Below are 24,837 nucleotides of genomic sequence, written 5' to 3'. Positions count from 1 at the left end.
TGCGGCCCTGTCGCGTGGATTTCCTATGCATGTCGGTGAGCGTTTCAACAGCATCAGCCATCTGATTGGCGCCTTGCTGTCGGTGGCGGGCCTGGCGACGCTCGTCACGCTCGGCGCGCTCGAAGGCGATGCCTACAAGGTCGTGAGCTTTGCGATATACGGTGCGATGCTCTGCGCGCTGTACGTGATCTCCACGCTGTATCACTGGGCGCGCACACCGCGCGTCAAGGCCATACTCCAGAAGTGCGATCACTCGGCGATCTACCTGCTGATCGCCGGCAGCTATACGCCCTATACGCTGGTCACCCTGCGTGGGCCGTGGGGCTGGTCGCTGTTCGGCGTGAGCTGGGGCCTCGCGGTGTTCGGCATCACGCAGGAACTGACGCTCGGGCGCCGAACCCGCAGTGTCTCGATGGTGCTCTATGTGCTGATGGGCTGGCTCGCGCTCGTAGCCGTTCATCCGCTCGTGACGGCGCTGCCGCCCGCGGGACTCGCGTGGCTGGTGGCGGGCGGTCTGGTCTACACCGCCGGCATCTGGTTTTTCATCAACGACGAGCGCATCCGGCACGGACATGGCATCTGGCATCTGTTCGTGCTGGCAGGCAGCCTGTGCCAGTTCGTGAGCGTCGCGCGCTATGTCGCGTGAGCTCCGGCGGGACGGATGCCGCGGCATCGTACTATCGTCGATGCAACTTAGCGCCAGATGACGTGTCTTGATAGCACGTCGACCCTTGCGGTATTGCCGGGCGGTCATTGACCGCCAATCGGCCCGCCGCCCGATTTCTCCGAGCGTCACGCATGCGCTCTGCTGGCCGGACTCCGGTTCGCCGCAGCCCCGATTCGCATGCGCGCCGTTCGACATAACGAAGTGAATGTCCATCTATGTCTTTTGATTCACTCGGCCTGTCCGAACCCCTGCTTCGCGCCGTCAACGAACTCGGCTACTCCATCCCCACCCCCATTCAGCTCCAGGCGATTCCCGCCGTCCTGAAGGGCGGCGACCTGCTCGCGGGCGCCCAGACCGGCACGGGCAAGACCGCCGGCTTCACGCTGCCGATCCTGCAACGTCTGTCCCAGCTCGCGCCGGCCGCGGGCGGCGCCAAGCGCCCGGTGCGCGCACTGATCCTCACGCCGACGCGCGAACTCGCGGCGCAGGTCGAAGAAAGCGTGCGTGCCTACGGCAAATATCTGAAACTGCGCTCGACCGTGATGTTCGGCGGCGTCGGCATCAATCCGCAGATCGACGCGCTGCGCCGCGGCGTGGACATCGTCGTCGCGACGCCGGGACGGCTGCTCGATCACATGCAGCAGAAGACGATCGACGTGTCGCAGCTCGAGATCCTCGTGCTCGACGAAGCCGATCGCATGCTCGACATGGGTTTCATCCACGACATCAAGCGCGTGCTGGCGCGTCTGCCGGCGAAGCGGCAGAACCTGCTGTTCTCGGCCACCTTCTCCGACGAGATCAAGGCCCTCGCCGACAGTCTGCTCGCGTCGCCCGCGCTCATCGAAGTAGCGCGCCGCAATACGACGGCTGAAACGGTCGAGCAGAAGATCCATCCGGTCGATCGCGATCGCAAGCGCGAGATGCTCACGCACCTCATCCGCACGCACAACTGGTTCCAGGTGCTGGTGTTCACGCGCACGAAGCACGGCGCCAACCGGCTTGCCGAGCAACTCGGCAAGGACGGCATCAGCGCGCTCGCCATTCACGGCAACAAGAGCCAGTCGGCCCGCACGCGCGCGCTCGCGGAGTTCAAGGACCAGACGCTGCAGGTGCTGGTCGCGACCGATATCGCGGCGCGCGGCATCGATATCGATCAGCTGCCGCACGTCGTCAATTTCGATCTGCCGAACGTGCCGGAAGACTATGTGCACCGCATCGGCCGCACCGGACGCGCGGGCGCGGATGGCGAGGCGGTGTCGCTGGTGTGTGTCGACGAGCATCAGCTCCTGCGCGATATCGAACGCCTCATCAAGCGGCCTATTCCGCAGGAAGTGATCCCCGGCTTCGAGCCGGATCCGAATGCGAAACCCGAGCCGATCCAGCGTCGCAGCCAGGGCGGCGGGCGCGGTCAGGGACAAGGTCAGGGTCAGGGCCGGCAGGGGCAGGCGCCGCGTGGTGACGCTCGTCCAAAGAGCGAAGCACGGCGCAGTCCGGCCGAGCAGCCTCGTCGCGACGGCGGCCGCCCAAGCGGTGAAGCGCCGCGTGCGGCGCGGCCGGCCAATGGCGCCAACGGCGGCCAACCCGCGCGCGACGGACGCAGTCACGGCAACGGCAAGCCCGCTTCCAAGCCGAACACGGGCAATGGTTCGGCGCCGCGTCGTGCCGAATCGGCAACGGCAGCAGCCGGCCACGCCGACAACCGGCGCAAGCCCGGCGGCAATCCGGGCGCGTTGCTCGGCGGCCGCCGCGATCCGCAGCGTTCGGGCGATCGCAGCCGCTAAGGCTTCTGCTGGCCCGGGCTCCCGGGTCAGCCCTTCTTCACGCGGCGGCGCTCGCCGCCCGCTTCAGCCACTCGATCTGCTCGCGCCAGCGCGCGAGCACCGTGGCCTCTTCCTCGAGTTCGAATGCAATGCCATGCGTGAGTCGCGCATAGGGTACGCGCTGCGTGTCGCCGCTCTCGATCGTCCCGACGAAGCACGCGAGCGGCACGTCGTCGAGCGGCACGTGCCGCACTTCCAGATGAACCTGATGGAACGCTTCGTCGAACACGAAGGTAAGCGTCGCGCGTCCGCCGCCGGCGATGGCCCGCGCCGTGCGCGACGACGGCCATAGCGCGAAGGCAAGCGTGCGCTCGTCGGGGGCGAACAGTTCGCCGGTGCTGAGGAGCGCGGTCCGCACGCAGCGGGCATCGGCATCCGCGACGCACAGCGACGCCGTGAGACGGTCGGCCGCCGTGACATGCGTGCCGTCGAAGCACGCGCGCAGAGTCGGCGGCCAGGCGTCGAACACGGCATGCGCCGACAGGGCGGGTTTCGATGAGGTGGATGACATATGAAAATGCCGGCTTGGAGCCGGCATCATGGGTTGCTTTGCGGTCTAGCGAAAGAATAACTGCGTCATCTTGGAAAGCGGATAGTGAACGCCGGGCTGGATGCGTGCGGGCAGGTCCAGCGGCTTGAGCAGCATCTTGATGGCCTGATCCGCCGACAGGTTGCGCCTCACCAGCGCATTCACGCGCGCGGAGAGTTCCCGGTTGTAGTTCGAATCCTGTGCGTGCTCCGGATAGCGGACGGCGAAGACGTGTCGCAGCGCGATTTCGGAATCCTCGCTTTTCAGTTCGGCGACGCGCCGGATCAACGCACCGAGCACCGCGATACGGCCATTACCCTCGATCTTGTTCCACTTCTTGAAGAAGCGGAAAAAGTGCTTGTAGTGGCGGACTTCGTCGGTGCGGATGTTGTCGGTGATTTCCTTCAGCACCGGTTCGTCCGAGCAATCGTTGATGGCACGATAAAGCGTGGCCGTGCCGGTTTCGACGACACAGCGCGCCACCATTTCCAGCGCGCGCTTTTTCTCGAAAGCTTCGTAAGAGCAGGTCAGCGAATACTCATCGAAGAAGCTCTTGAACGCCGTGTCCCAGTCGAATTCCGGCCAGACGTAATTGATGTAGGTCCTGAGCGCCCTGCCATGCTGCATCTCCTCGGGCTCCCATTCGGTGTTGAGCCAGGCGGAAATTTCAGGATCGTCGTGAAAGTACTTGCTGAGGTTGCTCGTGTAGAGATCCGTGCCGCTCTCGATAAACGAGCAGGCGCACAGCAGCAAGAGAAGATGCTCGTTGGATTGCGCCTTTTGAAGGTCGATCCGGGACAGATCGATGTCTTCGATGCGCCACGGCATGACGTGGCTCGTTTCAGTGTGCATGTATCGCGCTCCTGGCTGGACTGAACGCGCCTTCGGCCAACAAGAGACGGCCGAGGTTTTCAGGCGACACCATGACCGGCTTCGTCATGGCATCTTCAACTTCATGTGTTAGCAGCTTGTTTTTGCATCTTAGCCGCCCTGCCGCGAGTTTGCAGGCATGGGGGACAGACTCGCGCGTGGCGGCATCGGTTCCATATGTGCAGAATTTCCACGACTCAAATGCCGACGCGCGTCGCTGCTATGCAGCATGAAACGTGCCGGGACGGGTGATGGAAATGTCGCTGAAGGGCGCGTGTCTGGAGGTTGGCGGCCGTGAGCCCGCGCACAGCCATGCGGAGCTTGGCGCGCAGGACCGTCGCCGCAGGAAAGCGGCGTTCCGCCATATACGGAAACCGCAACGACGCGGCTTCCTGACTGCTCAGAAACCGGCGGCGAGCCCGTCACGACGGCTGTCGCTAGCCGCAACATAACCGCGTTCCGGATCATTCCGATCGAGCTTCCAGATGTATTGCCCAGAACCGAAATCCATGTACGGATCGTCCACCGACTTGATGCGGTGCCCAAGCCCTTCGAGGGCGCGCGCCGTGCCGACGTCCAGCGTGGACTCGATGTCGATCGTGAAGTCGTGATTGACTTTCCAGCGTGGCGCATCGCACGCGGCCTGCGGCTGCTGGCCGTAGTCGAGCATGCGTACGACGGATTGCAGATGCCCTTGCGGCTGCATGTCGCCGCCCATGACACCGAAGCTCATGACGGCTTCCTGCCGGCCTTCGACCTGCTGCGTGAGGAACGCAGGGATGATCGTATGGAACGGGCGCTTGCCGCCGGCGACGACATTCGCCGACTTCGGGTCCATCGAGAAGCCGCAGCCACGGTTCTGCAGCGAGATGCCCATGCCGGGCACCACGACGCCCGACCCGAAGCCCATGTAATTGGACTGTATGAAGCTGACCATCATGCCGCGTTCATCGGCCACGGACATGTAGATGGTCCCGCCTGACTTGGGCATGCCGGCGTCGAAATGCGTTGCGCGTGACGGATCGATGAGTTTGGCGCGCTCGGTGAGATAGGCGTCGTCGAGCATCTGTTCCGGCGTCACTTCCATCGCCCGCGGGTCCGCGACGTAGCGATAGACGTCCGCGAACGCCAGCTTCATCGCCTCGATCTGCAAGTGCTGCGACTCGATGCCGTCGACGCCCAATGCGCCGACATCGAACTTGTCGAGGATCCCGAGTGCAATCAGCGCCGCGATCCCCTGTCCGTTCGGCGGGATCTCGTGGACCGTGTAGCCGCGATAGTCCTTGCTGATCGGCTCGACCCAGTCCGCCCGATAGTTGCGGAGATCCTCCATGGTCAGCGCCGCTTCACCTTCGCGGGCGAACGCGGCGATGCGCTCGGCAATCTCGCCTTCGTAGTACGCACGCGGGCCTTGTTCGGCGAGCATGCGCAGCGTCTTCGCGTGACCGGGGAAGCGCACGAGTTCGCTCACTTCCGGGGCGCGGCCATGTGGCATGAAGACATCCGCGAAGCCGGGTTGATTCCTGAGTTCAGGCACGGCCGCCGCCCACTTGTAGGCCACGACGCTCGCCACGGCGTGGCCGCGTTCAGCGATCTCGATGGCAGGCTCCATCAAGTCTGCAAACGGCAACGTGCCGAACTTCGCATGCAGCGCCTCCCATCCGGCGATGACGCCCGGCACCGTGACCGCGTCCCAGCCGCGCTTCGGTTGCCGCGCCAGGCCGTTGTCCTCGCCGTACTTGCGGCGGAAATAGTCGAGATTCCAGGCCGCCGGTGAAACGCCCGACGCATTGAGGCCGTGCAGCTTTCCGCCGTCCCAGACCAGTGCGAACGCGTCTCCGCCCAGGCCACACGACACGGGCTCCACCACCGTGATGGCCGCCGCCGCAGCGATGGCGGCATCGACTGCGTTACCGCCCTTCCACAACATGCGCAGGCCGGCCTGCGCGGCAAGCGGATGCGAGGTGGACACGATATTGCGGGCGAACACCGGCAGACGCGGTGTGGGATAAGGGTTTTGCCAGTTGAAGCGAGTCATTGAGTCGAGTCCGAAATACTTGCGCTTATGGTGATGACCGAAAGACGCGTGGAGAGTCATATGGGGGAAGTTTGCATTGCGCACTTAATCCCTAGCAAATTCGTTTGCCGTTTTGATTCATGATTTCGATTCATGAAACAAACGAAGCTTTATTGCCTGTTCAGATTAGCCTCTACCCTTACCCAATGGTGCAGTGCGACAAGCACTTCAAGTAGATTCTTCAAATTCCCTTCGGCAAAGGACCGCTTCCGACGAGAAGAAAAGTCAAAGCCAAAATTTTTCACTGTGAGTTTGGCACTCGTCTGACACTTGCCTACAATCCCAATTCCCGGAGCCCGCGGCACAACCACAGCGCGTCCCGGCGCTTGTCCAGTTTCCCCGTACAACGTTTCGAAGCAAAAAGATCCGGCTTACAAGGCCGGCTGCTTATGCCGTTCGGTCGTCATGGAGAACACAATGCTGAGTCCGCACGAATTTGCCACGCTGCTACTGGTTCAGGAAGCACCCAATCAGGTGGACATGGAGCGTCAGGAACTCGACGCCCTGCTTGAACGCCAACTCGTTCAACTCGAAAGCCTCGCCTCAGGACGTCAACAATGGCGTCTTACGGCAACCGGCGACTCCACCGTCAAGGCATTCAAGCGCTATTCGTAGGACGCGTAGCACGCGCGGCAGGACTCCGGACGCGGCCCTCAGCCGCGTCCGTTTCAAGTTCCCCTTTAAGGAATCTCCGATACCTCCGGCGCGTCATCCGGCGCGCAAGGTTGGATCGACCGCGGCGCGCCAGCTCAAGGCGCGAGCGCGCTGATCCAGGAAGAACGTTGCCCACGCACTTTGCGATTCCGGCCCGGGATTGGCCTTCCACGCGCGATACCGTTCTCCAATCTCCGCCTGGAACGCGCAGAAGCGCTCTCTGGACAGCCCGCCACGACGCTCGGCCACATAGGCGTCGAAGAACGCCGAATACACTGAAGGAGCGTCCGCGCCATAGTCACCCGGCGCAGCGCCGCACATGTCCTGCAGCGCGCTGAAGGACGGCGCACCCAGCGATCCGTCGAGACTGGGCGTGCTCACGCACCCCGCCAGCAGCACCACACCCAGCACACCTGAAGCAAACCGCACTCGCATTGCCCTCACCCCTTTCCGATTGAGTGACGCCAGTATCGGTCCAAGCGCACCGGCGCGCCACTCGGCCAAATGGCCTAGGCATCGCGCCGTTTCCGACTTTCTCTCCGCAATGTCCGCGCGTCCTATGCCGTTCGGCCGAGTTGTCCGCGCGGGCCGGCTCCGTTAGATTGGCCCGGACGACATTCAAGGCACGATGTACGCCCGAACCCGGAGATCACCATGCAGGATCAGACCATTCTCGCGCTCGACCAGGGGACCACCAGTTCGCGCGCCATGCTGTTCGACCGCCGCGGCAACATCGTCGCGGTCGCGCAGAAGGAATTTCAGCAGATTTATCCGCAATCGGGCTGGGTGGAGCATGACCCGCGCGAAATCTGGTCCACGCAGGCCGGCGTGGCCGCTGAAGCCGTCACGCGCGCGGGAGTGAGCGCGTCATCGATTGCCGCCGTGGGCATCACGAACCAGCGCGAGACCACCATCGTCTGGGATCGCGAGACCGGGACGCCGCTCTACAACGCAATCGTCTGGCAGGACCGGCGCACGGCGGCGTTCTGCGACGAACTCAAGAGCCGTGGTCTCGAGGCCATGGTGCGCGCCAAGACCGGCCTGCCCATCGATTCGTACTTCTCGGCCACCAAGATCCGCTGGATCCTGGACAACGTAGAGGGCGCGCAAGACAAGGCGCGCCAGGGGCGCCTCGCCTTCGGCACCGTGGACAGCTGGCTGATGTGGAACTTCACGCGCGGCGGCTTGCATGTCACCGACATCACGAATGCCTCGCGCACGATGCTCTTCAACATTCACGAACGGCGCTGGGACGACGAACTGCTCGACGTGCTCGAGATCCCGCGCAGCATGTTGCCCGAGGTTCGCGGTTCATCGGAGGTGTACGGCACCACGCGCGGCACCGTGTTCGCGCAGGATCTGCCACTTGCGTCGATGGCCGGCGACCAGCATGCCGCACTGTTCGGCCAGATGTGTACAGAGTCGGGCATGGTCAAGAACACTTACGGCACAGGCTGCTTTCTCGTCATGAACACCGGCGAACAGCCAATCGAATCGCGCAACAACCTCGTCACCACCATTGCGTGGCAGATCGGCGACCAGGTCAACTACGCGCTCGAAGGCAGCATCTTCATTGCCGGCGCGGTCGTGCAATGGCTGCGCGACGGCCTGGGCCTGATCCGGCATGCACGCGAGATCGAGCCGCTCGCCCGTCAGGTGCCGCACAGCGACGGCGTGTATCTCGTGCCGGCGTTCGCCGGGCTCGGTGCGCCGCACTGGACCCCGCGCGCACGCGGCACGCTCTTCGGCGTGACGCGAGGCACGTCCGCGAGCCACATTGCACGCGCGGCGCTCGACTCCATCGCCTATCAATCCGTCGACGTTCTGAAAGCCATGGAAGCGGACTCGGGCCTGCGCATCGCGGAGCTGCGTGTCGATGGCGGCGCGTGCGCCAATGATCTGCTGATGCAGTTCCAGGCTGATCTGCTCGGCGTGGAGGTCGCGCGGCCGCGCATCGTCGAAACCACGGCGCTTGGCGCGGCGTATCTCGCTGGACTGGCTGTCGGGTACTGGAAGGATGTCGACGAACTCAAGGCGCAATGGCAGCTCGAACGGCGCTTCACGCCCTCCATGCCGGCGGAGGAAGTCACCTCGCGTCTCGCGGGCTGGCAACGGGCGGTCGGGGCGGCCAAGGCCTGGGCGGACGGGTGAGTTCAACCCGCGGAGGAGATGCTGGAGTTTCACGCGCCATGCGTGGTGAAGCGTCGCGACGTGCGATGGCTTGTGGTGCCGCTAGCGGCACCGCGCTCGCCGCCGCGCCGCCCCGTCTGGCCAACGCGAAAACTAACCAATTACGAAAGCACGTCCCCAAAATCCCCACGCACCCCGGCGGCAACCAGCGCGGGCAATTCGTCCATATGCTCCATGATCCGCGTGATGCCTGTCTCGCGCAGCACTTGCGCATACCCGGAAGGAATATGACTCGCGCCCACGAACGCAATGGTCTTCATGCCCGCCGCGCGTGCCGCCGTCAGACCGGCCACGCTGTCCTCCACGACGAGACAGCGCGCCGGATCGACATCGAGCGTCCGTGCCGCCAGCAGATAGACATCCGGATAGGGCTTCGGCCGCTCGACCTGCTGGGCGCTGAACACCCGAGCCCCGACGATCTCCTCCAGCCCCGCGCGCCGCACGGAAGCGCGCACGCGCTCAAGACGGCTGTTCGACACCACCGCGACCGGCAGCCCGCAGCCTTCGAGCGCCGCGCGCACGCCGGCGATAGGACCGACCGATCGTGCGAGTTCCACGGCCACGCGCGCCTCGATCGTATCGACGAAACCGGCCGGCATCAGGATGCCGAACCGACTTTCGAGCTGCGCCAGGAATCGGGAAGTCTGCTGGCCGAAGGCCGTCTTGACGACCGGTTTGAAGTCGATGCCGGGAAACGTCTCGGTGAGCACGTCCAGCATCACGCGATCCGCGATGATTTCGCTGTCGACGAGCACGCCGTCGCAATCGCAGATGAGATGATCGATCATGTTGGCTCGAATTACGTTGAGCCAACATGATAAGCGTTCAGCAGGCGTCGGCAGCGTTTATGTCAGAACGATCGGAACGTTCGGCAGCACGCCGCGGCGCATCCAGACGCGCCGCGAACCACGTGACCCCGAGCGCGGCGAGCGCGACCACGGCGGCGGCCCACGGCAGTGCATCGAGACCGTGGCCATGCGTCAGCACCGCGCCGCCCAGCCACGCGCCGCCGGCATTGCCCACATTGAACGCGCCGATGTTCAGCGTCGAGGCCAGGTTCGGTGCGTCCTTCGCCTTCTCCACGACGCGCGTCTGCAATGGCGGCACCGTCGCGAACGCCGCGATGCCCCACACGAAGATCGTCAGGATCGCGCCCGCCTGGCTATGACTCGTCTTCGCGAACACCGCCATCACGATGGCCAGCGCGAACAGAATGCCCATCAGCGAGCGCATCAGCGCGCGGTCGGCAAGCCGGCCGCCGATCGTATTGCCGATCGTCAAACCCACGCCGAACAGCACCAGGATCAGCGTGACCGCGCGCGGCGAGAAGCCGCCCACCTGTTCGAGAATCGGCGCGATATAGGTGAACACGATGAACACGCCGCCGAAGCCGAGCACCGTCATCGTCAGCGCGAGCCACACTTGCGGGTCGCGCAGCACGCGCACTTCACGGCCCAGGCCGCTCGGCGCGGCGTCGTGACGGTTCGGCACCAGCAGCGTCACGCCCAGCGCGGCCAGCACGCCCAGCCCCGCGACAATCCAGAACGTCGCGCGCCAGCCCAGTTCCTGGCCGACGAAGGTGCCGAACGGCACGCCCAGCACGTTGGCGAGCGTGAGGCCGGTGAACATCAGCGCAATCGCGCTCGCGCGCTTCTCGGCCGGCACCAGCGATGCCGCCACCACCGCTCCGATTCCGAAGAACGAGCCGTGCGCGAACGAGGTGACGACGCGCGCGACCATCAGCAGGCCGTAACCTGGCGCGACCGCGCACAACACGTTGCCGACGATGAACACGGCCATCAGCAATTGCAAGGCGAGCTTGCGCGGCATGCGCGCCGTCAGCACGGCCAGCAGCGGCGCACCGACCGCGACGCCCAGCGCGTAGCCGGTGACGAGCAGGCCGGCCGATGGAATCGATACCGAGAGATCGTGCGCGACGTTGGGCAGCAGGCCCATGATGACGAATTCCGTCGTGCCGATGGCGAAAGCGCTGATGGCCAGCGCAAGAAGAGGCAGGGGCATGATGGCTCCGGTTCAGGATTGGGTGGTCACGAATTCCACGACGACGGCCGGCGCAAGTTGCACAAACAGCTGGCGCTCGCCGGACAGCGGAACGTCGGCAAGCTGATAGGCATAGCCGTGACAGTCCAGGCGCTGGAGAAGCGAGCGCCACTCGTCGGCGTCATCGATCCGCAAAGCAACGTGGTCGATGCGCGCCGTGCCCGGCCGCTGCGCCGGCGCATCGATGCCCGCCGCGACCAGATGCACCACCGGCCGCCCGCCGAGATACAGCCAGTAACCGCCGACGCCAAACGGCGGCCGCGCTCCGACCTCCACTCCGGCGATATCGACAAAGAAGCGCATCAACGCATCGCAATGCGGCGCGACGATCGTGACGTGATCCAGTTGCATGATCCGAACCTCCGTGACCACCGAAAGGCGCATTCTCCGGTTCGCGCATGCGTTTGAGAATTGGGCGAGTCTTTGAATCATTCTCAAACGGAATTTGAAAATGGCGATGGATCGGCTGGGCGACATGCGCCTGTTCATGGAAACGGCGATGGCCGGAAGCCTGTCCGCGGCAGGTCGCAAGCTCGGGCTTTCGCCGGCGGCGGCGAGCGCGCGGTTGATCAAGCTGGAGAAGGCCTTGCAGGCGCGGCTGTTCGAGCGCACCACGCGCCAGCTGCGCCTCACCGACGAAGGGCGCGTCTATCTGCAACATTGCCGGATCGCGTTGCAGGCTATCGACGACGGCGAAGCCGCCTTGCAGGCCGGTCAGAACGTCGTGCGCGGCAAGGTGCGCATCTCGGCGACATCGGATTTCGGGCGCAACATGCTGCGCGGCTGGCTCGACGCATTCCGCGCGCTGCACCCCGAGGTCAGCTTCGCGTTGACGCTGTCGGATTCGGTGTCGAACCTGCTGCACGAGGACATCGACCTCGCGATCCGCTTCGGCGCCCCGCCCGACAGCGGTCTCGCGGCCCGCGTGCTGGCGCCGAACCGCCGCGTGCTGTGCGCCGCGCCGGAGTATCTGGCGCGGCGCGGCACGCCGCTCACGCCGGCCGGACTGGTCGGTCACGAGTTCGTGGTGGTCGTCACGTCGAACGGGCCGCTCAGCGAACTCGAGTTCACGCGCGGCGAGGAACGCTACACGTTCTCAATGCCGGTCGCCGATTCCTGGGAAGCCAACGACGGCGCACTGGTCCACGCTTGGGCGCTGACGGGACATGGCATCGCGCACAAGTCTATCTGGGATATCGCCGCCGACGTCCGCGCCGGCCGGCTGCGCATGGTGCTGCCCGACTGGTGCACGCACGAGGCGCCGGTGCACGCGCTATTTCACGCGAACCGCTACATGGCGCCGCGCGTGCGGGCGGTGCTGGATTTTCTGGTCGCGCGCTTCGACGAAACCACCGCCGCGCTGCTCGGCGATCTCGCCTTTCCGCCGCGTCGGCCCGTGGAAGGCCGGGATGGGCCTGCGGCGCTATAATATCGCCCTCAAATGCGGTAAAAAGCGCGCAGATCGGAACAGAAAAGCCACGCGAACAAACACCATCCGCGAAGTCCCCTTTCAACTCCTAACCAGCGCCCCCAGATCAACCACTGTGACCGGCGACGATTCATGACCAAGAAAGTTTATGTAAAGACCTTTGGCTGCCAGATGAACGAGTACGACTCCGACAAGATGGTCGACGTGCTCGGCGCAGCGGAAGGACTCATCAAGACGGACACGCCCGAAGATGCGGACGTCATTCTGTTCAACACCTGCTCGGTGCGCGAAAAGGCCCAGGAGAAAGTCTTCTCGGATCTCGGCCGCGTCCGCGAGCTCAAGGAAGCCAATCCCAACCTGCTGATCGGCGTCGGCGGCTGTGTCGCGAGCCAGGAAGGCGCGTCGATCGTCGCGCGCGCACCGTACGTCGATCTCGTGTTCGGCCCGCAGACGCTGCACCGCCTGCCCGCCATGATCGACCAACGCCGCGCCACGGGCCGCGCCCAGGTCGACATCACGTTCCCGGAAATCGAGAAGTTCGACCATCTGCCGCCCGCGCGCGTCGACGGACCGAGCGCATTCGTGTCGATCATGGAAGGCTGCTCGAAATACTGCAGCTACTGCGTCGTACCGTACACGCGCGGCGAGGAAGTCTCCCGCCCGCTCGACGACGTCCTCACCGAAGTCGCCGGCCTGGCCGACCAGGGCGTGCGTGAAGTCACGCTGCTCGGCCAGAACGTGAACGCCTACCGCGGCGCGCTGACGCTCGGCTCGGAGGAGATCGCCGACTTCGCGACGCTGATCGAGTACGTGGCCGACGTGCCCGGCATCGAACGCATTCGCTACACCACGTCGCATCCGAAGGAATTCACGCAGCGCCTCATCGACACCTACGCGAAGGTGCCGAAGCTCGTCTCGCACCTGCATCTGCCCGTGCAGCACGGCTCGGACCGCATCCTGATGGCGATGAAACGCGGCTACACCGTGCTCGAATACAAGTCGGTCATCCGCAAGCTGCGCGCGATCCGTCCGGACCTGTCGCTGTCCACCGACTTCATCGTCGGCTTCCCCGGCGAGACCGAGGACGACTTCGACAGGATGATGGCGCTCGTCGACGAGATGCGCTACGACACGAGCTTCTCGTTCATCTATAGCCCGCGTCCCGGCACGCCCGCCGCGAACCTGCACGACGACACGCCGCGCGAGGTCAAGCTCAAACGCCTGCAACATCTGCAGGCGACCATCGAGGAAAACGTGCAGCGCATCAGCGCGTCGATGGTCGGCAAGATCGAGCGGATTCTCGTCGAACGCCCGGCGCGCAAGGATCCGAACGAGCTCGCGGGCCGCACCGAGAACAATCGCGTCGTCAACTTCCCGGCGCCGATGGAGACGCATGCACGGCTGATCGGCCAGATGATCGACGTGAAGATCGTGCACGCGTACCCGCACTCGTTGCGCGGCGAACTGGTGATGGTGGCGGACGCGCCCGCGCTGGCTCACGGGATGGCTTAATAAAGGACACCTGGTTCACTTTGAAGAACGCTCCCACGCAGCATCTGGAATTCACTGCCCCGCGCGAGGACAACGCGCGGCTCGCCAACCTCTGCGGCCCGCTCGACGAGAACCTGCGGCAGATCGAGCAGGCGCTCGACGTCACGCTGTCCCGCCGCGGCCACAAGATTTCGATTCGCGGACGCGGCGCCAAGGTCGCGCTCGCGGCACTCGAAAACTTCTACAACCGCGCGCGCGATCCGATTTCCGTCGATGACATCCAGCTCGCGCTGGTCGAGGCGCGTCACGCCACGCGGCGCGCGAAGGACGCGCGCACGGCCGGCAGCGAGGAAGGCGAAGCGGATCCGCGTTTTCGCGGCGACCTGGATCATCCGTTCGACGAACCCAGCGCGACGCTCGATCTCGGCGACGACGAAGACCACGGCCCGAAGCTCTACACGCGCCGCGCCGACCTGCGCGGCCGCACGCCCGCGCAGCGCGACTATCTGAAGCAGATCCTGTCGCACGACGTGACCTTCGGCATCGGTCCGGCGGGCACCGGCAAGACCTATCTCGCGGTGGCCTGCGCGGTCGACGCGCTCGAACGCGATCAGGTCAAGCGCATCGTGCTGACGCGGCCGGCGGTCGAGGCGGGCGAGCGGCTGGGCTTCCTGCCGGGCGATCTCGCGCAGAAGGTGGATCCGTATCTGCGCCCGCTGTATGACGCGCTCTACGACCTGCTCGGCTTCGACAAGACCGCGAAGATGTTCGAGCGCCAGATGATCGAGATCGCGCCGCTCGCGTACATGCGCGGCCGCACGCTGAATCACGCGTTCATCATTCTCGACGAGGCGCAGAACACCACGCCCGAACAGATGAAGATGTTCCTGACGCGGATCGGCTTCGGCTCGAAGGCGGTCGTCACCGGCGACACCACGCAGGTGGACTTGCCGCGCGGCCACAAGAGCGGGCTGATCGAGGCGCAGCATGTGCTCTCGGAAGTGCGCGGCATCGCCATCACGCATTTCACGTCGGCGGACGTGGTGCGGCATCCGCTGGTCGCGCGCATCGTCGAGGCGTACGACGCGCAGTCGCAGAAGGACGCCGCGCTCGCCGAAGCGGCCCGTCAGGCACAACACGCGAACCGGCCTGAATGAATCCGCGCCTCACCCTGTCGATGCAGTTCCCCGCCGCCAAGGCGTATCCGTCGCACAAGGCCGTGCTGCCGCGTGCGACGGTCGCGCGCTGGATCAAGGCCGCGTTGTTCGCGGACGCCGAACTCACCGTGCGCTTCGTCGGTGAAGAAGAAGGACGCGAGCTCAATCGCACGTACCGGCAAAAGGACTACGCCACCAACGTGCTGACCTTCGCCTACGCGGAATCGGAAGACGATCCGGTGACGGGCGATCTGATCCTGTGCTGTCCGGTCGTCGAGCGCGAAGCCGCCGAACAGGGCAAGCCGCTCGCCTCGCACTACGCGCATCTGATCGTCCACGGCACGCTGCATGCGCAGGGCTACGACCACGAGGACGAAAGCGAGGCGCAGGAGATGGAATCGATCGAGACAGATATCATGCAGTCTCTGGGTTTTCCCGATCCTTACGTGCCGCTGACCTGAAGCCGGTCCGATGCCCTCTCACGCAACGTGAACGACAAGACACCCGATCCCGCGCAGTTCCCGCCTGCCACGCCCGTCGTCGCCGCTGACGCTGACGCTAACTATCCGCCCATGCTCGGAGACTCCGCGCTCTGGACCGATGCGCAACTCGCCGCGTCGCGCGAAGCGGCGCTCGCGGGCTGGGACGGACGTTCCGACCTGTGGCTGTTCGGCTATGGCTCGCTGATCTGGAACCCCGGCCTGCCGACGCTCGAAGCGGTGCGCGCCCGCGTGCACGGCTACCATCGCGGGCTGTATCTGTGGTCGCGCGTGAACCGCGGCACGCCGGAGCAGCCGGGCCTCGTGCTCGCGCTCGACCGCGGTGGATCGTGCTCCGGCATGGCGTTCCGGCTCGCGGGCGGCGACGCCGCCGAGCACCTCGAAGTCCTGTGGCGCCGCGAAATGGCGATGGGCTCGTACCGGCCGGCGTGGCTGCCCTGCACCTTTGCCGACGGACGGCGCGTCGAGGCCCTCGCCTTCGTGATGCGGCGCGAGGCCAGCTCCTACACCGGCAAGCTTCCCGATCCCGTGGTGCGCACCGTGCTCGGCTGCGCCAGCGGGCGCTACGGCACGACGCTCGACTACGTGAGCCGGACCGTCGAGGCGCTGCGGGAAAGCGGCATGCCGGACCGCGCGCTCGAAGCCTTGCTGAAACGCTGCCGGTCGCAACAGGGCGCGGGATGACATCCGCGTTGCTTACGGTTTTACGTATGAAGGTCACTTTTCGCGTGCCATTCGGCCAGCGCCGGACACCGGACACACTCGTCGCATATTTTTCCGCTAGCATGGTTTCCATTGCACACGCCGCGCCGCCCGGCCGGCGTTTTACCTTGGTGTATGCTTAACTTTCCGCTAAATTGCGCCCGGGAACGCCTGGGCGCTTCACTATGAACGAACCCTATCCCAGTCGACGCCATTCCGACAAACCGCCGGAAAAGCGCTCGCTGCTCGAACGCCTGACCGATTTCATCTCGCACGAACCCGAGTCGCGCGACGAACTTCTCGAAGTGCTGCAGGACGCGCACGAGCGCAACCTGCTCGACGCCGATTCGCTCTCGATGATCGAGGGCGTCTTCCAGGTCTCCGATCTCTGCGCGCGCGACATCATGATTCCGCGTGCGCAGATGGACGCCATCAACATCGCGGACACGCCCGCCGAATTCATTCCCTTCGTGCTCGAAAAAGCGCACTCGCGCTATCCGGTCTACGAAGGCAATCGCGACAACGTCATCGGCGTGCTGCTCGCGAAAGACCTGCTGCGCTATTACGCCGAAGAGGAATTCGACGTGCGCGGCATGCTGCGCCCCGCCGTCTTCATCCCGGAATCGAAACGCCTCAACGTGCTGCTGCACGACTTCCGCGTGAACCGCAATCACATCGCGCTCGTCGTCGACGAGTACGGCGGCGTCGCGGGCCTCATCACCATCGAGGACGTGCTGGAGCAGATCGTCGGCGACATCGAGGACGAATACGACTTCGACGAGGAAGCCGGCAACATCATCGCCACGCCCGACGGCCGCCATCGCGTGCGCGCGCTCACCGGCATCGAGCAGTTCAACGAGGCCTTCGGCTCCGATTTCTCCGACGACGAAGTCGACACCATCGGCGGTCTCGTCACGCATCGTTTCGGACGCGTGCCGCATCGTGGCGAAAAGGTGCGCATCGACGATTTCGCCTTTGAGATCCTGCGCGGCGACGCGCGGCAGATTCACGTCCTGCTCGTGCGGCGCGTGCCGAATCTCACGCAGCAGCATCATCACGCGGGCGACGACGAAGACGAACTGCGCGACTGATCGCCGCGATCGCCGCGCGGGCGGCGGGGCATCGCAGTACGCCACGCCGCGCCTGTCCTCATCCGTGACCCCGCCTCCGTTTCATCTCGACCGTCATCAATGGCCGATTCATCGTCCCGCCTCCTGTTCCGCAAGCGCACCGCATCCGTGACCCCGGCAGCCGCCGAAGCGCCGCGCGCCCTGCCCTTCTGGCATTACCTCGCCGCCGCCGTGCTCGGCGCGGCGAACACGCTCTCGTTCGCGCCGACGCCGCACGGCGGCTGGCTCGAACTCGTCATCTTCGCGCTGTTCTTCGCGTGGCTCACGCGCACCCGCGGCTGGCGCAGCGCCGCCATGACCGGCTGGGCCTTCGGCTTCGGCAACTTCGTCACGGGCGTGTGGTGGCTCTATGTCAGCATGCACGTCTATGGCGGCATGGCCGCGCCGCTCGCCGCGGCGGCGGTCGCATTGTTCTCGCTGTATCTCGCCGTGTATCCGGCGCTGTCGAGCGTGGTCTGGTCGCTGGTCGCGGGCCGCGCCCGCTTCGGCGATGAAGACGCCGCCACCGCGCGCGACATCGACGCCTCGCCCCGCCATGCGCCGACCTGGCACGGCGCGTTCGCCTTTGCGAGCGCCTGGGCGCTGGGCGAATGGCTGCGCGGCCTCGTGTTCACCGGCTTCCCGTGGCTCGCGAGCGGCTATGCGCAGGTCGATGGTCCGTTGAAGGGCTTCGGCTCGGTCGTCGGCGTGTATGGCGTCGGATGGGTGCTCGCGCTGTTTGCCGCGCTGGCCGTGCAGGCCATTCATCACTGGCGCCGCATGGGTCTGGGCGCGCGTGCGCTGATCCCGGCGGCCGTGGCCGTCGCGCTGCTGGCGGCGGGCATGCTGCTGTCGCTCGTGCAATGGACCACGCCCGCCAACGCGCCGCTCACCGTGCGTCTGCTGCAAGGCAACGTGAAGCAGGAAATGAAGTTCGAGCAGGCCGGCGTCGATGAATCGCTCGCGCTCTACAAGCGTCTCATCACCGAGAAGCCCGCCGATCTGATCGTCACGCCGGAAACCGCGCTGCCGGTGCTCTCGGTGCAGATCCCGCAGGACTTCGCCGTGGCCATCCGCAACTTCGCCGACACCACCAACTCGTCGATCCTGTTCGGCGCGATCGGCGTCACGATCCTGCCCGACGGCCGCGCGACCGACTACACCAACAGCCTGTTCGGCGTCACGCCGCGCGTGAACGGCGTCTATCGCTACGACAAGCATCACCTCGTGCCCTTCGGCGAATTCGTGCCCTACGGCTTCCACTGGTTCGTGCGCCTGATGGGCATCCCGCTCGGCGATCTCGCGCGCGGCCCGATCGCGCAGAAGGCGTTCATCGTGCACAACCAGCCGGTCGCCGTCGATATCTGCTACGAGGACATCTTCGGCGAGGAAATCGCGCGCACGATCCGCGAGCAGGAAACGCCCGCGGGCATTCTCGTCAACTCGACGAACCTCGCGTGGTTCGGCAACACCATCGCGCTCGACCAGCATTTGCAGATTGCCCGCATGCGCTCGATCGAAACCGGCCGGCCGATGCTGCGCGCCACCAACACCGGCATGACGGCGGCGATCGCGGCCAATGGCGATGTCGTGTCGAAGCTGCCGGTCTTCACCACCGGCGTGCTCGAAGCGACCGTGCAGGGCACCTCCGGCAGCACGCCCTACGTGACGAGCGGCAACATGACGGTGATCGCCGTCTCGCTGATCCTGCTCGCATTCGGCTTCGCGTTCGCGCCGAGCCGCAGGCGTCCTTAGCGCATCCCCGAACGCGCCCGCCCGAAGGCCGCATCGCGCGGCCGGCACACTTGCTTCCCCGGGACACGGGCCGGCCAAAAAGCCGCACCCGTTCCCCGTTCGGATAAAATTCAATGTTTTAGCGCTTCGGCCGGTTCACTGAATCGCGTCTTCACGACGATGGCCGCGCCCCGCACAAGGCAATCATGCTCACTTTCCAGCAAATCATTCTGACGCTGCAGTCCTACTGGAACGAGAAGGGTTGCGCGCTGCTCCAGCCGATCGACATGGAAGTCGGCGCGGGCACCTCGCACGTCCACACGTTCCTGCGCGCGATCGGTCCCGAACCATGGCGCGCCGCCTATGTCCAGCCCTCGCGCCGCCCGAAGGACGGCCGCTATGGCGAGAACCCCAATCGCCTGCAGCACTACTACCAGTATCAGGTGGTGCTCAAGCCGGCGCCGGAAGACATCCTCGACCTGTACCTCGGCTCGCTCGAAGCGCTCGGCTTCGACCTGAAGCAGAACGACGTGCGCTTCGTCGAGGATGACTGGGAGAACCCGACGCTCGGCGCGTGGGGCCTCGGCTGGGAAGTGTGGCTCAACGGCATGGAAGTGACGCAGTTCACCTATTTCCAGCAGGCGGGCGGCATCGACTGCAAGCCGGTGCTGGGCGAGATCACCTATGGTCTCGAACGTCTCGCGATGTATCTGCAGAAGGTCGAGAACGTGTACGACCTGGTCTGGACCGAGTGGGAAGAAGACGGCCCGAGCGGCAAGGTGCTGCGCCGCCTGACTTACGGCGACGTGTATCACCAGAACGAAGTCGAACAGTCCACCTATAACTTCGAGCACGCGAACGTCGATCTGCTCTTCACCTTCTTCAAGAGCTACGAGGAAGAAGCGAAGAAGATGATCGAGGCGAAGCTTGCGCTGCCGGCTTATGAACTCGTGCTGAAGGCGGGCCACACCTTCAATCTGCTCGACGCGCGCGGCGCGATCTCCGTGACGGAACGCGCGGCGTACATTGGCCGGATTCGCGCGCTGTCGCGTCTCGTCGCCCAGGCTTACTACGAGTCGCGCGAGGCGCTCGGCTTCCCGATGCTCGGCAATCCGGTGAAGGGCGACCGCGACCTCGTCACCGACGAACAGGAAGCGCAGCGTCCCGCCTGGACGCCGCCGCTCAAGCCCGAAAGCACGCCGCCGGGCGAACGCAGCAACAACGAACAGGTTTGACGAGGCTCGACAGAACAATGACGCAATCCAATCACGCTTCCCTGCTCGTCGAATTGCTGACCGAGGAACTTCCGCCGAAAGCGCTCGCGCGTCTCGGTACTGCTTTCGCCGATGGCATCGTGGAGCGTCTCGCTGCGCGCGATCTGATCGACGGCACGCCTGAGTTCGAGAAATACGCGACGCCGCGCCGTCTCGCGGTGCTGATCCGCAACGTGCGCGATGTCGCGCCGGAAAAGCAGGTGCGCGAGAAAGTGCTGCCGGTGACGGTGGCGCTCGACAAGGAAGGCAATCCCACGCCGCCGCTCGCGAAGAAGCTCGCGGCGCTCGGCTTTCCCGACTTCCCGCTCGCCGATCTCGAACGCGCGCAGGACGGCAAGGCCGAAGCCTTTTTCCTGCGTTATGCCGCGCCGGGCGCGACCCTGAGCGAAGGCCTGCAGGCCGCGCTCGACGAAACCCTCGGCAAGCTGCCGATTCCGAAACTCATGACCTACCAGCGCCCGGACGGCACCAGCGTGCAGTTCGTGCGTCCGGTGCAGCGCCTGATCGCGCTGCACGGCCGCGAGGTGGTGGCGGTCAGCGCGCTCGGCATCGATGCCGGCGACACGACCCTCGGGCATCGCTTCATGTCGGAAGGCCTGGTTGCCATCACGCACGCCGACGACTACGCCGAGACACTGCGCACGAAGGGCCGCGTGGTCGCGAACTTCGACGACCGCCGCGAATCCATCCGCACGCAGTTGCAGGCGTTCGCGGGTGAAGACCGCGTCGTGATGCCCGAAGCGCTGCTCGACGAAGTGAACGCGCTGGTCGAATGGCCGGTGGTCTACGAATGCCGCTTCGATGAGGAGTTCCTGCAGGTGCCGCAGGAATGCCTGATCCTCACGATGCAGACGAACCAGAAATACTTCGCGCTCACCGACCAGAACGGCCGCCTGCGCTCGCGCTTCCTGATCGTGTCGAACATCGATACGAAGACGCCGGGTGAGATCGTCGAAGGGAACGAGCGCGTCGTGCGTCCGCGTCTCGCCGACGCGAAGTTCTTCTTCACGCAGGACAAGAAGAAGCGTCTCGAAGACCGCGTGCCGCTGCTGGCGAACGTCGTCTATCACAACAAGCTCGGTTCCACCTTGCAACGCGTCGAGCGCCTCGAGTCGCTGGCCGGCGAGATCGCGCCGATGGTCGGCGTCGATGCCGCACTGACGCGCCGTGCCGCGCGACTTGCGAAGGCCGACCTGCTGACCGACATGGTCGGCGAGTTCCCCGAACTGCAGGGCACGATGGGCACGTACTACGCGCGCCACGACGGCGAGCCGGAAGAAGTCGCGCTCGCGTGCTCCGAGCACTATCAGCCGCGCTTCTCCGGCGACGATACGCCGTCCACCGGCGTCGGCGCCGCGGTCGCGCTCGCGGACAAGCTGGAGACGATCGTCGGCATCTGGGGCATCGGCCTCGCGCCGACCGGCGAGAAGGATCCGTTCGCGTTGCGCCGTCACGCGCTGGGCGTGCTGCGCATCCTGCTCGAGAAGAAGCTGCCCGTCGACCTGCGCGAGCTCGTCGCCGCCGCGCAGCGCCAGTTCGCGAACGTGCCGCACGTCGCGGATTCGCAGGAAGCGGTGTACGCGTTCTTCCTCGACCGGCTGCGCGGCCTGCTGCGCGAACGCGGTTTCGAAGCCAACGACATCGAAGCGGTGCTGAGCCTGAACCCGACGCGTCTCGACGACATCGTCGCGCGCCTCGACGCCGTACGCGAGTTCGCCGCGCTGCCGGAAGCCGCAGCGCTTGCCGCCGCCAACAAACGCATCTCGAACATCCTGAAGAAGTCGGAACAGGGCGCGCCCGGCGCGGTGAACCCAGCGCTGCTGGTCGAAGCGGCGGAAAAGAATCTGTACGCGCAAATCGAGCAGGTGACGCCGCGCGTTCAGAGCACGCTCGCCGCGCGCAACTACACCGAAGCGCTGACGGCGCTCGCCGCGCTGCGCGAAGCGGTGGACACCTTCTTCAACGACGTCATGGTGAACGCGGAAGATCCGGCCTTGCGCAACAACCGTCTGGCGTTGCTCCATGCGCTGCATCAGCAGATGAACTGCGTCGCGGACATCTCCAAGCTCGCGACCTGAAGAGAGTAAAAAGGACGCACCATGGGCGTGAACAAGAAACTGGTGGTGCTGGATCGCGACGGCGTCATCAACGTCGATTCCGATGCGTACATCAAGTCGCCGGACGAATGGGTCGCCATTCCCGGCAGTCTTGAAGCCATCGCGCGGCTGAACCAGGCGGGGTATCGCGTGGCCATCGCGTCCAATCAGTCGGGCATCGGACGTGGCCTGTTCGACATGGCCGCGCTCAACGCGATGCATCAGAAGATGAACCGCGCGGCCGCCGCCGTGGGTGGCCGGATCGATGCCGTGTTCTTCTGCCCGCATACCGCCGAAGATCAATGCGACTGCCGCAAGCCGAAGCCCGGCATGCTGCAGCAGATCATCGACCGGTTCGAGATCGATCCGGAAGACACGCCGCTCGTCGGCGACTCGCTGCGCGATCTCCAGGCCGGCGAGACACTCGGCTTTCCCGTGCATCTCGTGCTGACCGGCAAGGGCGAAAAAACCCTCAAGGAAGGCAACCTGCCGGAAGGCACCGTCGTTCACAAGGACCTGCGCGCGTTCGCGCTCGACCTGATTGCACGGCATCACGACTGACCCGCCGTTCGTATTGCAGAGACTCCATGCGCTTCATCCGTTCGTTGTTGCTGTTGATCTATTTCATCGTGTACACGGTGCCGTACGCGACCGCCTGCTTCATCGCGTTTCCGTTCATGCGCGCCGACCGCCGCTACTGGATGGCCGCCGGATGGTGCAAGTCGACCATCGTCGTGCTGCGTCATCTGATCGGGATCCGCTATACGATCGAAGGCATGGAGAATCTGCCGGCCGGTCCGGCCGTGCTGCTCTCGAAGCATCAGTCCGCGTGGGAGACGCTCGCGTTCCCCGCGCTGATGCCGCGTCCGCTCTGCTACGTCTTCAAGCGCGAACTGCTCTACGTGCCGTTCTTCGGCTGGGCGCTGGGCCTGTTGAAGATGGTGCATATCGACCGCAAGCAGGGCCGCGATGCGTTCACGTCCGTGACGCGCCAGGGCCGCGCGCGCATGGACGAAGGCGCGTGGGTCATCATGTTTCCCGAAGGCACGCGCATACGCACGGGCAGCCAGGGCAAGTACAAGACCGGCGGCGCGCGCTTCGCGGTCGCGACGGGCGCACCGGTCGTGCCGATCGCGCATAACGCCGGGCGGGTCTGGCCGCGCCATTCGTTCATCAAATATCCGGGTATAGTCACGGTGTCGATTGGCAAGCCGATCGACACCGCCGGTCTCACGCCCGAAGAAGTCAACGTGCGTGTCGAAAGCTGGATCGAAACTGAAATGCGCCGCATCGATCCGCACGCCTACACCGCGCCGTACGCACCGCCGGGTCGAGCCGGCGCCGCGGGCGCGGGCCGCTGAGCGGCCGGGCATCAAGTCGAGCCGCGGCGTGCCATATTCGTTCTTCTCGTCATTCCTGCGCCGCGAGCGCAAAGCCGAACCGATGCAGAAGCCCCCATCGCGGCAGCGTCCCGCCGTCGCGCTCGATACCCTGCAACTCGATCTGCCGTTCGAGCATGCGCCTGCCTATTCCGGCGCGCCGCCCGCAGGCGGTCCCGCGCCGCTGCGCGGCGACATTCCGCATGCCGAACCCGCGCCCGTCCTCACGCCCACCGCACCGCCCGCACCGCTGCCCGAAGGCGTGCGGCTGCGCCGCATCACGCTGAAGGCAGGCACGCTCGATTACCGGCTGAAGCGCTCGTCGCGCCGCACGATCGGCTTCTGCATCGACGGCACCGGTCTCGCCATCACGGCGCCGCGCTGGGTGACGATCGCCGATATCGAAACTGCGATCCTCGACAAGCAGACCTGGATCGTCAACAAGCTCACCGAATGGCAGACGCGGGTCGAGCAGCGCGCGTTGCCGCGTATCGAATGGAAGGACGGCGCGCAGTTTCCCTATCTCGGCAAGACCATTCGCGTGGCGCTCGGCGCGGCCGCGTCCCTGTCCTTCGATGACGCGACGAGCCTGCTCTCGCTGCCGCTGCCCGCGAACGCGGATGCGCAGCAGATCAAGGACCGCGTGCAGGGCTGGCTGCAATCGGAAGCGAAGCGCATCTTCGGGGAACGGCTCGTGGTGTATGCGGCGAAGCTCGGCGTCGAGTATCGCGCGTATGCGCTGTCCTCGGCGGCGACGCGCTGGGGCAGTTGTTCGAGCGACGGCAAGATCCGCCTCAACTGGCGGCTGATCCATTTTCCGCTGTCGATCATCGACTACGTGGTCGCGCACGAACTCGCGCATCTGCGCGAGATGAACCATAGCCCGCGTTTCTGGCAGACGGTCGAATCGATCTTCCCGGAGTTCCGCGAGGCGCGGCATACGCTCAAGCATCATCCGCCGGACCTGCTGCCGGCGCTGTGAGAGCTCCGGCACGGCCGCGGCGCCGACGGTACAATTTCATCCGCATCCCCGCCGCAGGCGCACCGGGCCCCGCCCGGACACAATCGCTACCATCGCGCCGCGCGGGCATCTCCCCC

At 65.3% G+C, this 24,837-nt stretch carries 23 protein-coding genes; 16 read left to right on the top strand and 7 right to left on the bottom strand.

Going from position 1 to position 24,837, the window contains the following annotated elements; genetic code table 11:
• Positions 1-25 precede the first annotated feature (25 nt).
• Both trhA and QCE69_RS02065 read left to right on the top strand, forming a co-directional pair.
• On the top strand, positions 26-646 hold the full coding sequence (gene trhA / locus QCE69_RS02070) for a PAQR family membrane homeostasis protein TrhA (RefSeq protein WP_309807302.1): 621 nt from the start codon (positions 26-28) through the stop codon (positions 644-646).
• Between the two features lie 236 nt (positions 647-882).
• Positions 883-2,448, top strand: coding sequence for a DEAD/DEAH box helicase (locus tag QCE69_RS02065; protein WP_309913901.1), 1,566 nt, complete (start codon positions 883-885; stop codon positions 2,446-2,448).
• Positions 2,449-2,485: 37 nt separating this feature from the next.
• Here QCE69_RS02065 and QCE69_RS02060 read toward each other — a convergent pair whose 3' ends face one another.
• From QCE69_RS02060 to QCE69_RS02050, 3 genes are all read right to left on the bottom strand, one after another.
• On the bottom strand, positions 2,486-2,998 hold the full coding sequence (locus QCE69_RS02060; RefSeq protein WP_309929200.1) for a hypothetical protein: 513 nt from the start codon (positions 2,996-2,998) through the stop codon (positions 2,486-2,488).
• A gap of 45 nt (positions 2,999-3,043) precedes the next feature.
• Positions 3,044-3,868, bottom strand: a complete 825-nt coding sequence (locus QCE69_RS02055; RefSeq protein ID WP_309913895.1) for a ferritin-like domain-containing protein — start codon at positions 3,866-3,868, stop codon at positions 3,044-3,046.
• Between the two features lie 418 nt (positions 3,869-4,286).
• Entirely contained in the window at positions 4,287-5,924 is a 1,638-nt protein-coding gene (locus tag QCE69_RS02050; protein ID WP_309913891.1) for a gamma-glutamyltransferase family protein, read from the bottom strand.
• Positions 5,925-6,380: 456 nt separating this feature from the next.
• Between QCE69_RS02050 and QCE69_RS02045 the strand changes: the two genes are divergently transcribed.
• Complete coding sequence (locus tag QCE69_RS02045; RefSeq protein WP_309807295.1) at positions 6,381-6,578, top strand: hypothetical protein; 198 nt, start codon at positions 6,381-6,383, stop codon at positions 6,576-6,578.
• A gap of 93 nt (positions 6,579-6,671) precedes the next feature.
• Here the strand turns inward: QCE69_RS02045 and QCE69_RS02040 are convergent, their stop codons facing one another.
• A complete protein-coding gene (locus tag QCE69_RS02040; RefSeq protein ID WP_309929198.1) occupies positions 6,672-7,052 on the bottom strand; it encodes a hypothetical protein in 381 nt (126 codons plus the stop codon).
• Between the two features lie 219 nt (positions 7,053-7,271).
• On the opposite strand from QCE69_RS02040, the gene glpK reads away from it, so the two are divergent.
• The gene (gene glpK / locus QCE69_RS02035; RefSeq protein WP_309929196.1) at positions 7,272-8,768 is read left to right on the top strand and encodes a glycerol kinase GlpK; all 1,497 of its coding nucleotides are present in this window, start codon (positions 7,272-7,274) and stop codon (positions 8,766-8,768) included.
• A gap of 140 nt (positions 8,769-8,908) precedes the next feature.
• On the opposite strand, the gene QCE69_RS02030 is transcribed toward glpK, so the two are convergent.
• From QCE69_RS02030 to QCE69_RS02020, 3 genes are read right to left on the bottom strand one after another with little or no spacing between them, the layout of a single operon-like run.
• Positions 8,909-9,595, bottom strand: coding sequence for an HAD family hydrolase (locus QCE69_RS02030; protein ID WP_309913882.1), 687 nt, complete (start codon positions 9,593-9,595; stop codon positions 8,909-8,911).
• Between the two features lie 37 nt (positions 9,596-9,632).
• Complete coding sequence (locus QCE69_RS02025) at positions 9,633-10,829, bottom strand: MFS transporter (protein WP_309913879.1); 1,197 nt, start codon at positions 10,827-10,829, stop codon at positions 9,633-9,635.
• A gap of 12 nt (positions 10,830-10,841) precedes the next feature.
• Positions 10,842-11,219, bottom strand: coding sequence for a VOC family protein (locus tag QCE69_RS02020; RefSeq protein WP_309929194.1), 378 nt, complete (start codon positions 11,217-11,219; stop codon positions 10,842-10,844).
• A gap of 106 nt (positions 11,220-11,325) precedes the next feature.
• Between QCE69_RS02020 and QCE69_RS02015 the strand changes: the two genes are divergently transcribed.
• From QCE69_RS02015 to QCE69_RS01960, 12 genes are all read left to right on the top strand, one after another.
• Positions 11,326-12,297, top strand: coding sequence for a LysR family transcriptional regulator (locus QCE69_RS02015; RefSeq protein WP_309931522.1), 972 nt, complete (start codon positions 11,326-11,328; stop codon positions 12,295-12,297).
• 132 nt (positions 12,298-12,429) lie between these two features.
• Positions 12,430-13,809 (top strand): tRNA (N6-isopentenyl adenosine(37)-C2)-methylthiotransferase MiaB, encoded by a 1,380-nt coding sequence (gene miaB, locus QCE69_RS02010; RefSeq protein WP_309929191.1) that lies wholly within the window; start codon positions 12,430-12,432, stop codon positions 13,807-13,809.
• 20 nt (positions 13,810-13,829) lie between these two features.
• The gene (locus QCE69_RS02005) at positions 13,830-14,945 is read left to right on the top strand and encodes a PhoH family protein (RefSeq protein ID WP_309929189.1); all 1,116 of its coding nucleotides are present in this window, start codon (positions 13,830-13,832) and stop codon (positions 14,943-14,945) included.
• Entirely contained in the window at positions 14,942-15,406 is a 465-nt protein-coding gene (ybeY, locus tag QCE69_RS02000) for an rRNA maturation RNase YbeY (protein WP_309913871.1), read from the top strand. Before QCE69_RS02005 ends, ybeY begins: the two co-directional genes overlap by 4 nt.
• Before the next feature lie 27 nt (positions 15,407-15,433).
• Positions 15,434-16,129, top strand: a complete 696-nt coding sequence (locus QCE69_RS01995; protein WP_309929187.1) for a gamma-glutamylcyclotransferase — start codon at positions 15,434-15,436, stop codon at positions 16,127-16,129.
• Between the two features lie 203 nt (positions 16,130-16,332).
• A complete protein-coding gene (locus tag QCE69_RS01990; protein WP_309913867.1) occupies positions 16,333-17,238 on the top strand; it encodes a transporter associated domain-containing protein in 906 nt (301 codons plus the stop codon).
• A gap of 99 nt (positions 17,239-17,337) precedes the next feature.
• A complete protein-coding gene (gene lnt, locus QCE69_RS01985) occupies positions 17,338-19,011 on the top strand; it encodes an apolipoprotein N-acyltransferase (protein WP_309913865.1) in 1,674 nt (557 codons plus the stop codon).
• Between the two features lie 185 nt (positions 19,012-19,196).
• The gene (gene glyQ / locus QCE69_RS01980) at positions 19,197-20,225 is read left to right on the top strand and encodes a glycine--tRNA ligase subunit alpha (RefSeq protein ID WP_309807279.1); all 1,029 of its coding nucleotides are present in this window, start codon (positions 19,197-19,199) and stop codon (positions 20,223-20,225) included.
• Between the two features lie 17 nt (positions 20,226-20,242).
• Positions 20,243-22,342 (top strand): glycine--tRNA ligase subunit beta, encoded by a 2,100-nt coding sequence (glyS, locus tag QCE69_RS01975; RefSeq protein WP_309929185.1) that lies wholly within the window; start codon positions 20,243-20,245, stop codon positions 22,340-22,342.
• A gap of 21 nt (positions 22,343-22,363) precedes the next feature.
• A complete protein-coding gene (gene gmhB / locus QCE69_RS01970; RefSeq protein WP_309807277.1) occupies positions 22,364-22,921 on the top strand; it encodes a D-glycero-beta-D-manno-heptose 1,7-bisphosphate 7-phosphatase in 558 nt (185 codons plus the stop codon).
• Positions 22,922-22,947: 26 nt separating this feature from the next.
• Complete coding sequence (locus tag QCE69_RS01965) at positions 22,948-23,721, top strand: lysophospholipid acyltransferase family protein (RefSeq protein WP_309807276.1); 774 nt, start codon at positions 22,948-22,950, stop codon at positions 23,719-23,721.
• 82 nt (positions 23,722-23,803) lie between these two features.
• Positions 23,804-24,721: a SprT family zinc-dependent metalloprotease gene (locus QCE69_RS01960; protein WP_309913860.1), complete on the top strand. Its 918-nt coding sequence runs from the start codon at positions 23,804-23,806 to the stop codon at positions 24,719-24,721.
• The last annotated feature ends 116 nt before the right edge of the window (positions 24,722-24,837 follow it).

Source organism: Caballeronia sp. LZ032 (assembly GCF_031451315.1).
In the GTDB taxonomy this organism is placed as follows: Bacteria; Pseudomonadota; Gammaproteobacteria; order Burkholderiales; family Burkholderiaceae; genus Caballeronia.
This window is presented reverse-complemented; position numbering and strand designations above follow the sequence as displayed.

Excerpts from the sequence above, each read along its gene's own strand:
- trhA (WP_309807302.1), top strand. The coding sequence starts at position 26 with ATGCATGTCGGTGAGCGTTTCAACAGCATCAGCCATCTGATTGGCGCC.
- QCE69_RS02065 (WP_309913901.1), top strand. The coding sequence starts at position 883 with ATGTCTTTTGATTCACTCGGCCTGTCCGAACCCCTGCTTCGCGCCGTC.
- QCE69_RS02060 (WP_309929200.1), bottom strand. The coding sequence starts at position 2,998 with ATGTCATCCACCTCATCGAAACCCGCCCTGTCGGCGCATGCCGTGTTC.
- QCE69_RS02055 (WP_309913895.1), bottom strand. The coding sequence starts at position 3,868 with ATGCACACTGAAACGAGCCACGTCATGCCGTGGCGCATCGAAGACATC.
- QCE69_RS02050 (WP_309913891.1), bottom strand. The coding sequence starts at position 5,924 with ATGACTCGCTTCAACTGGCAAAACCCTTATCCCACACCGCGTCTGCCG.
- QCE69_RS02045 (WP_309807295.1), top strand. The coding sequence starts at position 6,381 with ATGCTGAGTCCGCACGAATTTGCCACGCTGCTACTGGTTCAGGAAGCA.
- QCE69_RS02040 (WP_309929198.1), bottom strand. The coding sequence starts at position 7,052 with ATGCGAGTGCGGTTTGCTTCAGGTGTGCTGGGTGTGGTGCTGCTGGCG.
- glpK (WP_309929196.1), top strand. The coding sequence starts at position 7,272 with ATGCAGGATCAGACCATTCTCGCGCTCGACCAGGGGACCACCAGTTCG.
- QCE69_RS02030 (WP_309913882.1), bottom strand. The coding sequence starts at position 9,595 with ATGATCGATCATCTCATCTGCGATTGCGACGGCGTGCTCGTCGACAGC.
- QCE69_RS02025 (WP_309913879.1), bottom strand. The coding sequence starts at position 10,829 with ATGCCCCTGCCTCTTCTTGCGCTGGCCATCAGCGCTTTCGCCATCGGC.
- QCE69_RS02020 (WP_309929194.1), bottom strand. The coding sequence starts at position 11,219 with ATGCAACTGGATCACGTCACGATCGTCGCGCCGCATTGCGATGCGTTG.
- QCE69_RS02015 (WP_309931522.1), top strand. The coding sequence starts at position 11,326 with ATGGATCGGCTGGGCGACATGCGCCTGTTCATGGAAACGGCGATGGCC.
- miaB (WP_309929191.1), top strand. The coding sequence starts at position 12,430 with ATGACCAAGAAAGTTTATGTAAAGACCTTTGGCTGCCAGATGAACGAG.
- ybeY (WP_309913871.1), top strand. The coding sequence starts at position 14,942 with ATGAATCCGCGCCTCACCCTGTCGATGCAGTTCCCCGCCGCCAAGGCG.
- QCE69_RS01990 (WP_309913867.1), top strand. The coding sequence starts at position 16,333 with ATGAACGAACCCTATCCCAGTCGACGCCATTCCGACAAACCGCCGGAA.
- lnt (WP_309913865.1), top strand. The coding sequence starts at position 17,338 with ATGGCCGATTCATCGTCCCGCCTCCTGTTCCGCAAGCGCACCGCATCC.
- glyQ (WP_309807279.1), top strand. The coding sequence starts at position 19,197 with ATGCTCACTTTCCAGCAAATCATTCTGACGCTGCAGTCCTACTGGAAC.
- glyS (WP_309929185.1), top strand. The coding sequence starts at position 20,243 with ATGACGCAATCCAATCACGCTTCCCTGCTCGTCGAATTGCTGACCGAG.
- gmhB (WP_309807277.1), top strand. The coding sequence starts at position 22,364 with ATGGGCGTGAACAAGAAACTGGTGGTGCTGGATCGCGACGGCGTCATC.
- QCE69_RS01965 (WP_309807276.1), top strand. The coding sequence starts at position 22,948 with ATGCGCTTCATCCGTTCGTTGTTGCTGTTGATCTATTTCATCGTGTAC.
- QCE69_RS01960 (WP_309913860.1), top strand. The coding sequence starts at position 23,804 with ATGCAGAAGCCCCCATCGCGGCAGCGTCCCGCCGTCGCGCTCGATACC.